The following is a 13,670-nucleotide window of genomic DNA, read 5'->3' on the forward strand; positions in this document are numbered from 1 at the left end:
GAACATCAAACAAGAGCGGAATGGTAACAGGCGACACCCGCCCCGCTCCAGCGAACAGGGCATTTAAGCCAAGGTTGCGTCTGTAACGCCCGTATGGCGCGGTGAATGGCCGAATATCCGCCGATGGCATTTACCGTTTATCGGCTGTATGCCAGATTTGCCTGCTGATAACTTCTAATACAACTTCTCGACTACAGTTTGCCCCATGCCTGCCCAACTCAAGCGTCGCCTCTTCACCTTCCTGCTGATTGTCCTGTTGATTGGCGGGGGCCTGTTTGCCCACTGGTTCTTCAAGGGGCGCTTTTATGAAAGCACCGACAACGCTTATGTCCAGGGCGAGATCACCCGTGTGTCGAGCCAATTGGGGGCGCGCATCGATCGGGTGCTGGCGCAGGACAACCAGCATGTCGAGAAAGGCCAGTTGCTGATCAAACTCGAAGGCGACGACTTTCGCCTCGCTGTCGACCGTGCCAATGCGACCCTCGCCACCCGCCAGGCCGAACGCCTGCAAGCCCAGAGCAAACTGACCCAGCAGGCCAGCCTGATTGCCGCCAGCGAAGCGCAAGTTGCTTCCAGTCAGGCCAGTCTGGGTCGCTCGCAGATCGACCTGACCCGCGCCGAGACCTTGCGTAAACCCGGTTACATCTCGGAAGAGCGGGTGACTACCCTCTCCGCCGACAACCACATCGCCCGCTCGCAACTGGCCAAGGCCCAGGCCGACGCGCAAAGTCAGCGCCAGCAGATCAACGCACTGACCGCCGAAATCAAGCGCCTCGACGCGCAGATCGCCAACGCCAGGACCGACCTCGCCCAGGCTGAACTGAACCTGACCCGCAGCGAAATCCACGCGCCCATCAGCGGCCTGATCGGCCAGCGTGCAGCCCGCGAAGGCCAATTCGTGCAGGCTGGCGCCTACCTGCTGTCGATCGTGCCGGACGAAGACATCTGGATTCAGGCCAACTTCAAGGAAACCCAGATCGGCCACATGCAGCCCGGGCAGAAAGCCGAGCTGATCTTCGACGCCTACAGCGACACCCCGATCGAAGCCCGGGTCGACAGCCTGTTCGCCGCCTCGGGTGCACAGTTCAGCCTGTTGCCGCCGGACAATGCCACGGGCAACTTCACCAAAGTCGTACAACGGATTCCGGTAAAACTGACCTTCGCCGCCGATAACCCGCTGCGCGGCAAGATCCGCCCGGGCATGTCGGTGACCGCCAAGGTGAACATCAAGGACGCCCCTGACGACGTCACCACCAAAGTGAGCAGCAAAGACGCCCCTGACGATGGCCGGTGATCAACTGATCCGCCCGGTCGGCGAACCGACCCGGCGCGACTGGATCGCGGTGATGAGCGTGATGCTCGGCGCCTTCATGGCGGTGCTGGACATCCAGATCACCAATTCCTCGCTCAAGGATATCCAGGGCGCGCTGTCGGCGACCCTGGAAGAAGGTTCGTGGATCTCCACCTCGTACCTGGTGGCGGAAATCATCATGATCCCGCTCACCGCCTGGCTCGTGCAATTACTGTCGGCGCGGCGCCTGGCCGTATGGGTGTCCCTCGGGTTTCTCGCCGCCTCCCTGCTCTGCTCCATGGCCTGGAGCCTGGAAAGCATGATCGTGTTCCGCGCCCTGCAAGGGTTTACCGGCGGCGCGCTGATTCCACTGGCTTTCACCCTGACCCTGATCAAGCTTCCGGAACACCACCGTGCCAAAGGCATGGCCATGTTCGCCATGACCGCCACCTTCGCCCCCTCCATCGGCCCGACCCTCGGCGGCTGGCTGACAGAGAACTGGGGCTGGGAATACATCTTCTACATCAACATTCCGCCAGGCCTGATCATGATCGCCGGCCTGATGTACGGCCTGGAGAAGAAGGAAGCGCACTGGGAATTGCTGAAAAGCACCGACTACGCCGGCATTCTCACCCTCGGCGTCGGGCTCGGTTGCCTGCAGGTGTTTCTGGAGGAAGGCCACCGCAAGGACTGGCTGGAGTCGAACCTGATCGTGACCCTGGGCAGCATCGCGCTGGTCAGCCTGATCACCTTTGTGATCGTGCAGTTTTCCAAACCCAATCCGCTGATCAACCTCGGCATCCTCGGCAACCGCAACTTCGGCTTATCCAGTATTTCCAGCGTCGGGATGGGGGTCGGGCTGTACGGCTCGATCTACCTGTTGCCGCTCTACCTGGCGCAGATCCAGAACTACAACGCCCTGCAGATCGGCGAAGTGATCATGTGGATGGGCGTGCCGCAGCTGTTTCTGATTCCGTTGGTGCCCAAGCTGATGAAATTCGTTTCGCCGAAATGGCTGTGCACCCTGGGTTTCGGACTGTTCGGCCTGGCGAGTTTCTCTTCGGGGGTGCTGAACCCGGACTTTGCCGGACCACAGTTCAACCAGATCCAGATCATCCGCGCGCTGGGGCAGCCGCTGATCATGGTGACCATCTCGCTGATCGCCACCGCCTACATCCTGCCCCAGGATGCGGGATCGGCGTCGAGCCTGTTCAACATCCTGCGCAACCTCGGCGGAGCCATCGGCATCGCCCTGCTCGCCACGCTGCTGGATGCACGGACCAAGGTCTACTTTGACTACCTGCGTGAATCCATCGTGCCGGGCAATCCGCAGGTGGCTGAGCGCCTGGCATCGTTGACCAGCACGCTGGGCAACGAAACGGCGGCACTGGGCAAGCTCAGCGAAATAGCGCATCAACAGGCGTCGATCATGGCCTATAACGATGCGTTTCATTTTGTCGGGATTGCGTTGGGGATCAGCATGGTGGCGGTGTTGCTGACCAGGAAATTGCCGGCGGGGTTGAAGGCTGGCGAGGCGCATTGAGACCGCGGCGGCCTCTTCGCGAGCAGGCTCGCTCCCACAAGGTTCAGCGTAATTCCTGTGGGAGCGAGCCTGCTCGCGAAGAGGGCCCGCCAAGCGCTAGAGATCAGACCGTAATCAACCGCTCGCGCAACTTGCCAATTTCATCGCGCATCTGCGCTGCCGCTTCAAACTCCAGATCACGCGCCAATGCATACATCTTCTCTTCCAGAGCCTTGATACGCCTGGCGATCTCACCCGGCGAGCGCAATTCGGCCTCGTACTTGGCGTTTTCCTCGGCCGCCTTGGCCATGCCCTTGCGCTTCTTGCTGCGCGAACCGGGCACGGTGGCGCCTTCCATGATGTCGGCAACGTCCTTGAACACGCCTTTTGGCGTGATGCCGTTGGCCAGGTTAAACGCGATCTGCTTGTCGCGGCGACGCTCGGTTTCACCGATCGCCCGCTCCATGGAACCGGTAATCCGGTCGGCATACAGAATCGCCCGGCCATTGAGGTTACGTGCCGCGCGCCCGATGGTCTGGATCAGCGAGCGCTCGGAACGCAGGAAGCCTTCCTTGTCGGCATCGAGGATCGCTACCAGCGAGACTTCCGGCATGTCCAGACCTTCGCGCAGCAGGTTGATGCCCACCAACACATCGAAAGTGCCCAGGCGCAGGTCGCGGATGATCTCCACGCGCTCCACGGTGTCGATGTCCGAGTGCAGGTAGCGCACACGCACACCGTGGTCGGCCAGGTAATCGGTCAAATCCTCGGCCATGCGCTTGGTCAGCGTGGTGACCAGCACTCGCTCTTCCAGAGCGACGCGCTTGGTGATTTCCGACAGCAAGTCGTCGACCTGGGTCAGTGCCGGGCGGATCTCGATCTGCGGGTCCACCAGCCCGGTCGGACGCACCACCATGTCAATCACGCGCCCGGCGTGCTCGGCTTCATAGTTACCCGGAGTCGCCGAGACGAAAATCGTCTGCGGGCTGATGCTTTCCCATTCATCGAAACGCATCGGCCGGTTGTCCAGGGCCGAGGGCAGGCGGAAACCGTACTCGACCAGCGTCTCTTTTCGCGAGCGGTCGCCCTTGTACATGGCACCTACCTGCGGAACGCTGACGTGGGATTCGTCGATCACCAGCAAGGCATCCGGCGGCAGGTAGTCATAAAGCGTCGGCGGCGGTGCGCCAGCTTCGCGACCGGACAGATAACGTGAATAGTTTTCGATGCCATTGCAGTAACCCAGCTCGAGGATCATCTCCAGATCGAAGCGGGTGCGCTGCTCCAGGCGTTGGGCCTCCACCAGTTTGTTGTTGGAGCGCAGGTATTCCAGGCGCTCCTGCAACTCGACCTTGATGCCTTCGACCGCGCCCATCAGGGTTTCCCGTGGCGTCACGTAGTGGCTCTTCGGGTAGAAGGTGAAGCGCGGCAGCTTGCGAATGACTTCGCCGGTCAGCGGATCGAATGCCGACAGGCTTTCCACCTCATCGTCGAAGAGCTCGATGCGGATCGCTTCAAAATCGGATTCCGCCGGATGGACATCGATCACATCGCCACGCACGCGGAAGGTCGCTCGGGCAAAATCCATGTCGTTGCGGGTGTATTGCAGGTCGGCCAGGCGTCGCAGCAATTCACGCTGATCGAGCCGGTCACCGCGATCCACGTGCAGCACCATCTTCAAATAGGTTTCCGGGCTGCCAAGACCATAAATGCAGGACACCGTGGTGACGATGATCGCGTCCTTGCGCTCAAGCAATGCCTTGGTTGCCGACAAACGCATCTGTTCGATGTGGTCGTTGATCGAGGCGTCTTTCTCGATGAAGGTGTCCGACGACGGCACGTAGGCTTCAGGCTGGTAGTAGTCGTAGTAGGAAACGAAATATTCCACCGCGTTGTTCGGGAAGAACGCCTTGAACTCACCGTACAACTGCGCCGCCAGGGTCTTGTTCGGTGCCAGCACCAGGGTTGGACGCTGCACCTGGGCGATCACGTTGGCGATGCTGAACGTCTTGCCCGAGCCGGTCACACCGAGCAGCGTCTGGTGCGCCAGCCCGGCCTCGATGCCCTCGACCATCAGGCGGATGGCTTCCGGCTGATCGCCGGCGGGCTCGAAACGGGTGACTAGCTGGAATTCGGACATGAAAAACCTCTGGATCACTCTTGCCGGCAAAACCGGCACGAACGAGAAAGACCGCAAACGACCGATGTCGCCCGAGGAAAAAAAACTGGATTGTGCTCAATGTGGCGCCGATTGCCAGCGCTTTCAAGGCAAACGTCCTACATCGCGCAAAACCTTTGCCGACGCCATTCGACTAATGGTCGCAAAATAATCGGAAAAACTTGCCTTAAAAGCCGAATCGCCTGTCGCCATTGATCGCGGATGGCCTCTATACTAGCTCCCCGTTTGTGCACCGCTCTAGTGCATTCGGCTGGAGCGCGACACGTCCCTCCACTCTCCATTCAGAGCCGCCGCAATAATGAGCCTGTTCTCCGCTGTCGAAATGGCACCACGCGATCCAATCCTGGGCCTCAACGAAGCATTCAACGCAGATACCCGCACCAACAAAGTCAACCTGGGGGTCGGTGTTTACTGCAACGAGGAGGGGCGAATTCCACTCCTGCGCGCCGTTGTCGAAGCCGAAACCGTTCGTGCCGCTCAACACGTTTCCCGTGGCTACTTGCCAATCGACGGTATTGCCGCCTACGACCAGGCCGTGCAAAAGCTGCTGTTCGGCAATGACTCGCCGCTGATCGCCGCTGGCCGCGTGATCACCACCCAGGCCGTTGGCGGTACTGGCGCCCTGAAAATCGGTGCCGACTTCCTCAAGCAACTGCTGCCGAACGCCGTTGTGGCGATCAGCGATCCGAGCTGGGAAAACCATCGCGCCCTGTTCGAAACCGCCGGTTTCCCGGTGCAGAACTACCGCTACTACGACGCCGCGACCCACGACGTCAACCGTACCGGCATGCTCGAAGACCTGAACGCGCTGCCAAACGGCTCGATCATCGTGCTGCACGCCTGCTGCCACAACCCGACCGGCGTGGACCTGAGCCCGGCGGACTGGAAAAACGTCCTGGAAGTGGTTAAAGCCAAAGGCCACGTGCCATTCCTCGACATGGCGTATCAAGGTTTCGGCGATGGCATCGACGAAGACGCCGCTGCCGTACGCCTGTTCGCCGAGTCGGGCCTGACTTTCTTCGCCTCCAGCTCGTTCTCCAAGTCGTTCTCGCTGTACGGCGAGCGCGTTGGTGCCCTGTCGATCGTCAGCGAATCGAAAGAAGAAAGCGCGCGCGTGCTGTCGCAAGTCAAACGCGTTATCCGCACCAACTACTCCAACCCGCCGACTCACGGCGCCAGCGTTGTTGCAGCCGTGCTGAACAGCCCGGAATTGCGTGCCCAGTGGGAAGCGGAACTGGCCGAAATGCGTCTGCGCATTCGTGGCATGCGCACCCAGATGGTCGACCTGCTGGCACAAAAGGCGCCGCAGCGCGACTTCAGCTTCGTCGGTCGTCAGTGCGGCATGTTCTCCTACTCCGGCTTGAGCGTTGAGCAGGTTCACCGTCTGCGCAACGAGTTCGGCATCTACGCCCTGGACACCGGCCGCATCTGCGTGGCCGCGCTGAACCAGAGCAACATCAAGGTTGTGACGGACGCTATCGTCCAAGTCATCTGATGACACCTTGAAATGAAAAACGGGAAGCCTTTGGGCTTCCCGTTTTTTGTTTGTTGCAGATTTATCTCAAAGCGGTGGCTCTGCCCTCTAAACTCCAAAGGCTTGTATACACCCTGGAATTCCTGCGAGAACCCACATGAAAAACGATGACCTGCGCGCTGACCGCGATGACCTGGATGACCTGGATCACTTCATCCCCCGCGCCCCGACCAAACGTGGCAACAACCTGGTAATGCAAGTCGCTGCGGGTGTCTTCCTCGGCGGCCTGGCCCTGTGGCTGGTGCAATTGGGTGCCACTGCGCTCTACGCCAAACTGATGCTTGGCACGATTACCTTCGGCGGTTAAGCCAGTTCGGTCGCACGCTGGCTGGCAGCGTCGTCGTAGGCGACATACAGCGATTCCGCGACCTGGCTCTTGATCGCCTTGGTGCTTTCCAGGCCCAGGACAAAACCTTCGGCCTTGCCACCCGCGCGGTTCAATGCTTCAGCAGTGCCGGCTTGAGTGATGGCGTCGAACAACTTTTCGGCGTGGGGGCCGACACCTTTGGGCAGGCTGATCTGAGAGATGCTCATGGGTGCACCCTGTGGTGGCGAGGTGTGGGGGTCAGATGATTCATGGCGCGTACCTTTTCGGCGAATGGCCGGCAGCGCGTGTCACCACTTCCGGGCGGCCATGGTAGACCTCTGGGACGATCCTGGTAACCGCCAATCGCCGCCAAACCACCGCCAAACCACCGCCCGTCCCGATGATGCGCTCCAATTGTTATTCGATGCTTGACTTCCCCTTTTTAATCAGTAAGATACGCGCCATTCCGCGATAGCTCAGTTGGTAGAGCAAGTGACTGTTAATCACTGGGTCCCTGGTTCGAGTCCAGGTCGTGGAGCCAGACAGCAACATCGAAGAGCCCCTGAATCGAAAGATCCAGGGGCTTTTTTGTGGCCGATTGAAAAGCCAACTCTTGAAACGCAAAAAGCCGATCTGTCTATTCAACAGATCGGCTCTTTTCAGCCACCGTGAACGTCAGACATGTTCACTGCTTTTGCCGTGCACCGTCCGTGGTTCTGCCACGCCGTGTTCCGATTCAAGCACCGGAATCTCCTTGCCATCGCAATCGTGCAGTTTGCCGTCGCTGAAATAGTCACCTTCACGCAACGCCGCCAGATCCTGATAACGCAGCACCCGTTCGGTACCGGCCGCAAAGACCGATTGCTGGTCGGAGTTACCGGCAGTGAGATGGTTGAAGGTCAGGTTCAACACGATGGCCATGATCGCCGAAGAGCTGATGCCCGAATGGAAAATGGTCGCGAACCAGCTCGGGAAGTGATCGTAGAAGTTCGGCGCCGCGATCGGGATCATGCCGAAGCCGATGGAGGTGGCGACAATGATCAGATTGACGTTGTTGCGGTAGTCGACCTTGGACAAGGTCCGAATGCCGCTGGCCGCTACGGTGCCAAACAGCACGATGCCGGCGCCACCGAGCACCGAGGTCGGCACGGCGGCAATGACCCGCCCCATGAATGGCAGCAGGCCGAGGAGCACCAGGAACAGACCGCCGGTTGCCACCACATAGCGACTCTTGATGCCGGTGACCGCCACCAGCCCGACGTTCTGGGCGAAGGCGCTTTGGGTGAAGGAGCCGAAGATCGGCGCGAACATGCTCGACAGCATGTCGGCACGCAGACCGTTGCCCAGGCGCTTGGAGTCAACCTTGGTGCCGATGATCTCACCGACGGCAAGAATGTCCGCCGAAGTCTCCACCAGCGTCACCATCACCACGATGCACATCGACAGGATCGCCGCGAAGTGGAACGTCGGCATACCGAAGTGGAACGGCGTCGGGAAGCCGAACATCGGGCCCTGGGTTACGGACGAGAAGTCCGCCATACCGAGGAACACCGCGATGATCGTACCGACGACCATGGCCAGCAGAATCGACAGACGGGAGATGGTCGCACTGCCGATTTTACTCAGCAGCAGCACCAGCACCAATGTCACCGCCGCCAGGCCGATATTCGCCACGCTGCCGAAGTCCGGCGCGTGACTGTTACCGCCCATGGCCCAGCGCGCGGCTACCGGCATCAGCGTCAGGCCGATGGTGGTAATCACGATGCCGGTCACCAGCGGCGGGAAGAACTTGGTGATACGCGAGAACACCGGGGTTATCAGCAACCCGATCAAGGACGCCGCAATGACCGCGCCCAGCACCGACTGAAACCCGCCCTCCCCGCCACTGCTGACAATCGCCACCATGGTTGCGACGCCGGAGAAGGATACGCCCTGTACCAGCGGCAACTGACAACCGAAAAACGGTAAACCCAGGGTTTGCAGCAGCGTTGCCAGCCCCCCCGCAAACAATGAAGCAGCAATCAACAAACCGATGTCCGCCGGCGAGAGCCCGGCCGCTTGGCCGATGATCAATGGCACCGCGACGATACCGCCATACATGGTCAGAACATGTTGCAGGCCATAAGCCATATTCGCGCCGATCCCAAGATTTTCGTCCTCGGGCCGTTGGTGTGAAACATGGGGCGTTTTCATGGTAGGGGGTTCCCTGGTTTTTGTTATGCGCACACTGTATGCAATAGTCAGGACAAATGTCTATAGAGTTGTATACAACTTATCGATCACGAAATGGATACCTGTCCATTTCCCCTGGTTGCCACAAGCGCAGCCCCCGCCTGAAACCTTGAAACACATCCCTTCCCGGGCAACCCCTGTTGCTGACTAGTCTTTTCGGCTCCTGGCGATCATCAGCAAAGCCCCCCTTTCACATACATATAAAGTATGCATAATGAAGTCATTCGAGATTCAGTTCCACAAGGCAAAGAACGCAGCCAACAAACTCAAGCACCAAGGCATCAGCCTCGCAGAGACCGAACCGGTATTCCATGACGAGCGAGCGCTGACCCTCGAGGACAACCACCATGATGAACAACGCTGGATCACCATGGGGCTGGATGCCAAAGGCCGTTTGCTGGTCGTTGCTTACACCTGCCGCGATCCGAATTTCGTTCGAATCATTTCCGCGCGCATCGCCACCAAAAGCGAACGCCGACAGTACCTGGAGGCATGACCGATGAAAGACCAATACGATTTCAGCAACGCCAAACGCGGGGCCGTAGCGCCCGCCAAAGGCAAGACTCGCATTACCATCATGCTCGATGACGCCGTCATCGAAGCTGCCCGGGCACTGGCAGAAAACGAGGGGTACGGCTACCAGACCGCAATCAACAATACGTTGCGCCGGGCCCTGCTCAACGAAGCCAGGCCTGCACAGCTAAAACCAACAATCACCCCTGCCGAACTCAAGGGGCTGGAGCAGAAGCTGGCAGAGGCCTTGCGCGAAATTCAACAGGTGATGGAGCCGGGAGTTCGGCCCTGAAACGCCAAGGGCTGATCGATCGGATCCGCCCTTGGCGATGTGATGTTTTCGATCGGCGTACTATTGCGGCGCTGTGATCAAGCGTTCCAGCGTGCGCAGCAACTGCGCCTGTTCCGGTACGCGAATGCCGAATTCGCTGTCCAGCAAGCCAATCAATTCCTGCACATCCGTCACCTCTCGCCGCTCGCTGTCACGGCCAATCCGGTGGATCGCAAAGCTGCCGTTATTGAGCGTACGGCGCCACCCCTCCCCCGTGCGCGCCACCATCAACTGTTTGACGAAAGTCGACTCAGGGTGGGTCGAGACGTACCAGTTGCCCACGGCAAAATCGATGTCTTCCTGGCGTTGCAGGTCGAAGATGTACATCGCTCGCCATTCACCCGCAACGTTGGCGCGCAGGGTAAAGCCATCGACGTGCAGGTCGATGCGATACGGCTCGTGAGGGGTGAGTTGCTCGGCGCGGGAATCGAGCAGCAGTGGCGCGGTCGGCACCATGCCACCGAAGCCGACGTCGGTGATGTAGCGCACGTCGTCGATGATGACCACGCTCAGACGATGGGTTCGGGCAGTCCAGGCCCCCTCCGGCTGGCCCATCACCACCCGACCACTGATGGCGCGGGCATCGAACCCCAACGATTGAAGCAAGGCCAGGAACAGGTTGTTGAGTTCGTAGCAGTAGCCGCCACGCCCATCGTGCAAGACCTTCTGTTCGATGGACGGCAAGTCGATCAGCACCGGTTCGCCGGATAATGTGGTGAGGTTTTCAAACGGGAAAACACTGGTATGGCGCAGCTGCATTTGGCGCAAGCTTTCCAGGGTCGGCGGCGGGGGTGCATCGAAGCCCAGGCGTTGCAGATACAAAGCACGGTCAGTCAGGCGTGGCTCGCTCATCGTTCAATCCTTTTGCACGCAAGCGGCGGATTGCTCCGCCAGTGGCCGCTATGTATACGGGATCAGGCACTGCCGCCGACAATTGATTTAGCCAATCACCCGGTATGAAAAACTCAATGCTGTTTGTGCGAATCCAACTGCGCGCCCCTTCACACCAACATCAGGTAACGACTCACCCCAGGAGACGACCATGATGAACATCACAATGACTTCGCTGCTCTTGGCGGGATTGCTGTCGGCAACACCCCTGGCTGCGTTTGCGGCGTCCGGCGATGGCGCTGGCACGACCAACACGACATCGGGCGCAACCCGCAACTCGACCATGCTGCCAGACAACAAAAGGCCCAGCGCCCCTTCGGGCGACTACGGCCGCGGTCAAGGCCCCAGCTCGTCAATCGGGACCACTGGCGTCAATGGTCCGGGCAGTGGCGCGGGCGGTGGCACTGGCGCCCCCGGCGGCGGAACTGGTGGCGCCGGGGGCGGAACGGGCAGCTGGACAGGTAAAAGCAGCCAATGACAGGCAGTCATTGGCTGTTTCTTGTCGCCTGCGGCCTACATCGGCGTGACTGCCGGCGGGTTCCATTTGCCATTCAGCGCCTCGGCTTTCGGGCCGTATAAACGCATGGTCAGGTTGAACGGCCCTTTGGGCGCAGGCAACCAGTTGGCCTCAAGATCCTTGCCGGGGCTTTCGTTCTGGAAATAGAGGTCCAGCGAGCCATCGGCGTTGCCCTTGAACGGCATCCAGCTACTGACCGCAAAACGATTGAGTGAATTGGCAATCTGGAACCCTTCCGGGTCATACAGGGTGATCGACCAGAAGGCGTTCACCGGCGGCGTCTCGTCCTTGTTGAAATGCAGCACGTATTTGTTTGCCCCGTCGAGCGGTTTGCCATTGCTGTCGCCGATGTTCAACGGATAAATCGCGTCCTCGGGCAGGTTGGCACCGAGCCCCACCTGCGTAACGATGGCGCGCTTGAGGTAGTAGTTGCCATAGACGCCCATGGTGTCTGTGTTCATCGACCAGCCGTTGACCTCCCGCGCCAGGGTCGGCACTTTCCAGGTCATCAGGGCCTGCGCATCCTGGGGCACCGATTGCAGCGCGGCCTGGATTTGCGGGTCCAGCGCGTCCATGTCGAACGGCTTGCCTGCTTCGATGCCAAGACGCTTGATCTGCGCCAGCATTGGCTGGTCGGTGCTGTGCGGCGGGTTCACCTTCAGCAGGTCGGCAGCGTAAGTGAAGTAATTGGCAGCCGACATGGAGTCGACCTGAATCTTCGGTGGCGTTTTCATGTCCACCTCCGGGTCGATTTTCACGGTGACGGCTTCAGGTTCCTTGCCCAACCGGGACAACGGCGTCACCGTGTAGCCAGCCTGGATCTTGTGCACCGCTGCGTAATCCGCCGCGCCGTCCGTCTTGGTACGGCCGATGACCCAGACAAACGGGGTTGGTGCCGGCAGGTGACTCATCCCGGCGGGCACCGCGCCGGCCCACCCCGGCGGCGTCACCAGGAACTGCCCGGCCTCGGTGCCCGTGGTGCGCCAGCCCGGCGAAGCGAACACATCCGTCCACATATCGAGCATTGGCAACAGGTAGAAACGCCCTTCGGTATCCGGCGCGGCGATCACCAGCGGTTCCTTGGACAAGTCCAGCCAGGCAATCGAATACAGCGTGTCGAAATTAGAGCGCACCACCCCTTTGAATTCGGCAGGCGGGTACTGCGGCACACTCACAAACGTGTTCATCGGACCTTTGCCGAACTCCTTGCCCGGCTCGATGTTGGTGAATTGCTTGCGGGTAACGTCCATGCTCAGCAGCGGGTAAAAATAGATGTAGGCATCCACGCCGATCGCGTGAGCTTCTTCGGCGGTGATTTTCGATTGCGCGTGGCTGGCCAGCGGGAAAATGGCAGCGGCTGCGACAGTCAAAGCAACAGCTGTCAATGTTTGAGGTATCAACATGTTGGCGATCGTCCGTACGAAGGGGAGTCTGCCGGAATCGACAGAACTAACGGAACTCTAGACGATCAATTCGGCCAGGCCAGAAAGACAGACAACCGGCAGAAAGTACACTTCAACGATCGGAACGCATCAATGCCTGGACACCGCCGGTCATCGACAACGTTGCCACACGGTTTCGCCCCGAATGCCTGGCTTGATACGACGCCGCGTCAGGTTCGCAGACGCCACTTGCGCCAGGCTCAGGCCATGGCGGGGGACTGTTCCGGATGCAGGTAGAGCAAACCGCACAGGCCTTGCCCGGAGGTGCTGCAAACATGACCCATGACAGCGCCGCCTGCGCGCCAACGAGCTACGATTAGACTGACTTCTATACAGGGAATCGACATGAGCAAGGCAAATGAGCTCGCGGCAAAATTGAAACAAACACGGCTTATCGGCACGGATCAGGCGATCGATGCCTGGGCGGGCCAGGTCTACGACCTGTATCAACGGATAGAGGCCTGGCTACAGCCCTTGACCGAAGTTGGCCTGGTCCTGCGGCGCAACCCCACCCATTTGATTGAACGTCACCCCTATGGCGACGATTACGACTACGCCATCGACCAGTTGGTAATTTCCGGCAACGCCCACAGCCTTACCTTTGACCCGGTTGCACGCTTCACAGCCGATGGCGAGGGGCGGATCGAGATTCATACAGATGGCAGCGAACTCGCCCTGTTGCGCACCGTGGACGAACACGGTGAAACACAATGGTGGCTACAAACGATCGAGCAGGCCACCGCACAGCCGGACGCGATAGCGCTGACGGAAACCGATCTGCTTGTAGTGGTGCAACAGGCGCTGGCGCTTTAAGTTGCTTGCCGAACGGCTTGGTAATACCTGTAGGAGCGAGCTTGCTCGCGATGGTCGTTAACGATGCCGCGGGTTTACTGACTAAACGCAGCGTTCTC

General features: G+C 59.8%; 14 protein-coding genes and 1 tRNA gene. 10 read left to right on the forward strand and 5 right to left on the reverse strand.

Going from position 1 to position 13,670, the window contains the following annotated elements:
* The first annotated feature begins 205 nt into the window (after window positions 1-205).
* Window positions 206-1,294 carry an HlyD family secretion protein gene (locus tag ACEN8E_RS19740; RefSeq protein WP_495589533.1) on the forward strand — a complete coding sequence of 363 codons (1,089 nt, stop codon included), beginning with the start codon at window positions 206-208 and terminating at the stop codon, window positions 1,292-1,294.
* Window positions 1,284-2,834 (forward strand): MDR family MFS transporter, encoded by a 1,551-nt coding sequence (locus ACEN8E_RS19745; protein ID WP_495589534.1) that lies wholly within the window; start codon window positions 1,284-1,286, stop codon window positions 2,832-2,834. The genes ACEN8E_RS19740 and ACEN8E_RS19745 overlap by 11 nt, the downstream gene beginning before the upstream one ends.
* Before the next feature lie 103 nt (window positions 2,835-2,937).
* Here the strand turns inward: ACEN8E_RS19745 and uvrB are convergent, their stop codons facing one another.
* Window positions 2,938-4,953 (reverse strand): excinuclease ABC subunit UvrB, encoded by a 2,016-nt coding sequence (uvrB, locus tag ACEN8E_RS19750; RefSeq protein WP_495589535.1) that lies wholly within the window; start codon window positions 4,951-4,953, stop codon window positions 2,938-2,940.
* Here uvrB and ACEN8E_RS19755 point away from each other — a divergent pair.
* The 3 genes from ACEN8E_RS19755 (at window position 4,952) to ACEN8E_RS19765 (ending at window position 6,833) form a co-directional block, all read left to right on the forward strand.
* Window positions 4,952-5,143, forward strand: coding sequence for a hypothetical protein (locus tag ACEN8E_RS19755; protein WP_495589536.1), 192 nt, complete (start codon window positions 4,952-4,954; stop codon window positions 5,141-5,143). The two genes, uvrB and ACEN8E_RS19755, sit on opposite strands and share 2 nt — an antisense overlap.
* Window positions 5,144-5,290: 147 nt before the next feature.
* On the forward strand, window positions 5,291-6,487 hold the full coding sequence (locus ACEN8E_RS19760) for an amino acid aminotransferase (RefSeq protein ID WP_429366652.1): 1,197 nt from the start codon (window positions 5,291-5,293) through the stop codon (window positions 6,485-6,487).
* 136 nt (window positions 6,488-6,623) lie between these two features.
* Window positions 6,624-6,833, forward strand: coding sequence for a hypothetical protein (locus ACEN8E_RS19765; protein ID WP_046038165.1), 210 nt, complete (start codon window positions 6,624-6,626; stop codon window positions 6,831-6,833).
* Here ACEN8E_RS19765 and ACEN8E_RS19770 read toward each other — a convergent pair.
* Window positions 6,830-7,060, reverse strand: a complete 231-nt coding sequence (locus tag ACEN8E_RS19770) for a hypothetical protein (RefSeq protein WP_007978659.1) — start codon at window positions 7,058-7,060, stop codon at window positions 6,830-6,832. The two genes, ACEN8E_RS19765 and ACEN8E_RS19770, sit on opposite strands and share 4 nt — an antisense overlap.
* Before the next feature lie 238 nt (window positions 7,061-7,298).
* Here ACEN8E_RS19770 and ACEN8E_RS19775 point away from each other — a divergent pair.
* Window positions 7,299-7,374: transfer RNA gene (locus ACEN8E_RS19775), tRNA-Asn, on the forward strand.
* A gap of 134 nt (window positions 7,375-7,508) precedes the next feature.
* On the opposite strand, the gene ACEN8E_RS19780 is transcribed toward ACEN8E_RS19775, so the two are convergent.
* The gene (locus tag ACEN8E_RS19780; protein ID WP_495589537.1) at window positions 7,509-9,026 is read right to left on the reverse strand and encodes a nucleobase:cation symporter-2 family protein; all 1,518 of its coding nucleotides are present in this window, start codon (window positions 9,024-9,026) and stop codon (window positions 7,509-7,511) included.
* 253 nt (window positions 9,027-9,279) lie between these two features.
* Here ACEN8E_RS19780 and ACEN8E_RS19785 point away from each other — a divergent pair, with 253 nt between their 5' ends.
* Both ACEN8E_RS19785 and ACEN8E_RS19790 read left to right on the forward strand, forming a co-directional pair.
* Window positions 9,280-9,561, forward strand: coding sequence for a BrnT family toxin (locus ACEN8E_RS19785; protein ID WP_495589538.1), 282 nt, complete (start codon window positions 9,280-9,282; stop codon window positions 9,559-9,561).
* A 3-nt stretch (window positions 9,562-9,564) separates the two neighbouring features.
* Window positions 9,565-9,870, forward strand: a complete 306-nt coding sequence (locus tag ACEN8E_RS19790; RefSeq protein ID WP_495589539.1) for a BrnA antitoxin family protein — start codon at window positions 9,565-9,567, stop codon at window positions 9,868-9,870.
* Between the two features lie 60 nt (window positions 9,871-9,930).
* On the opposite strand, the gene ACEN8E_RS19795 is transcribed toward ACEN8E_RS19790, so the two are convergent.
* On the reverse strand, window positions 9,931-10,761 hold the full coding sequence (locus tag ACEN8E_RS19795) for an arylamine N-acetyltransferase family protein (protein ID WP_495589540.1): 831 nt from the start codon (window positions 10,759-10,761) through the stop codon (window positions 9,931-9,933).
* A gap of 205 nt (window positions 10,762-10,966) precedes the next feature.
* On the opposite strand from ACEN8E_RS19795, the gene ACEN8E_RS19800 reads away from it, so the two are divergent.
* Entirely contained in the window at window positions 10,967-11,278 is a 312-nt protein-coding gene (locus tag ACEN8E_RS19800; RefSeq protein WP_495589541.1) for a hypothetical protein, read from the forward strand.
* A gap of 35 nt (window positions 11,279-11,313) precedes the next feature.
* On the opposite strand, the gene ACEN8E_RS19805 is transcribed toward ACEN8E_RS19800, so the two are convergent.
* Window positions 11,314-12,720: a DUF1254 domain-containing protein gene (locus tag ACEN8E_RS19805; protein ID WP_495589542.1), complete on the reverse strand. Its 1,407-nt coding sequence runs from the start codon at window positions 12,718-12,720 to the stop codon at window positions 11,314-11,316.
* 384 nt (window positions 12,721-13,104) lie between these two features.
* Between ACEN8E_RS19805 and ACEN8E_RS19810 the strand changes: the two genes are divergently transcribed.
* Window positions 13,105-13,572 (forward strand): hypothetical protein, encoded by a 468-nt coding sequence (locus ACEN8E_RS19810; RefSeq protein ID WP_495589543.1) that lies wholly within the window; start codon window positions 13,105-13,107, stop codon window positions 13,570-13,572.
* The last annotated feature ends 98 nt before the right edge of the window (window positions 13,573-13,670 follow it).

It is taken from the genome of Pseudomonas sp. Pseusp9 (assembly GCF_059491265.1).

Bases quoted from the DNA above. Each gene is read 5' to 3' on its own strand.
- ACEN8E_RS19790 (WP_495589539.1), top strand. From the start codon at position 9,565: ATGAAAGACCAATACGATTTCAGCAACGCCAAACGCGGGGCCGTAGCG.
- ACEN8E_RS19745 (WP_495589534.1), top strand. From the start codon at position 1,284: ATGGCCGGTGATCAACTGATCCGCCCGGTCGGCGAACCGACCCGGCGC.
- ACEN8E_RS19740 (WP_495589533.1), top strand. From the start codon at position 206: ATGCCTGCCCAACTCAAGCGTCGCCTCTTCACCTTCCTGCTGATTGTC.
- ACEN8E_RS19765 (WP_046038165.1), top strand. From the start codon at position 6,624: ATGAAAAACGATGACCTGCGCGCTGACCGCGATGACCTGGATGACCTG.
- ACEN8E_RS19785 (WP_495589538.1), top strand. From the start codon at position 9,280: ATGAAGTCATTCGAGATTCAGTTCCACAAGGCAAAGAACGCAGCCAAC.
- ACEN8E_RS19770 (WP_007978659.1), bottom strand. From the start codon at position 7,060: ATGAGCATCTCTCAGATCAGCCTGCCCAAAGGTGTCGGCCCCCACGCC.
- ACEN8E_RS19780 (WP_495589537.1), bottom strand. From the start codon at position 9,026: ATGAAAACGCCCCATGTTTCACACCAACGGCCCGAGGACGAAAATCTT.
- ACEN8E_RS19760 (WP_429366652.1), top strand. From the start codon at position 5,291: ATGAGCCTGTTCTCCGCTGTCGAAATGGCACCACGCGATCCAATCCTG.
- ACEN8E_RS19805 (WP_495589542.1), bottom strand. From the start codon at position 12,720: ATGTTGATACCTCAAACATTGACAGCTGTTGCTTTGACTGTCGCAGCC.
- uvrB (WP_495589535.1), bottom strand. From the start codon at position 4,953: ATGTCCGAATTCCAGCTAGTCACCCGTTTCGAGCCCGCCGGCGATCAG.
- ACEN8E_RS19810 (WP_495589543.1), top strand. From the start codon at position 13,105: ATGAGCAAGGCAAATGAGCTCGCGGCAAAATTGAAACAAACACGGCTT.
- ACEN8E_RS19795 (WP_495589540.1), bottom strand. From the start codon at position 10,761: ATGAGCGAGCCACGCCTGACTGACCGTGCTTTGTATCTGCAACGCCTG.
- ACEN8E_RS19755 (WP_495589536.1), top strand. From the start codon at position 4,952: ATGAAAAACCTCTGGATCACTCTTGCCGGCAAAACCGGCACGAACGAG.
- ACEN8E_RS19800 (WP_495589541.1), top strand. From the start codon at position 10,967: ATGACTTCGCTGCTCTTGGCGGGATTGCTGTCGGCAACACCCCTGGCT.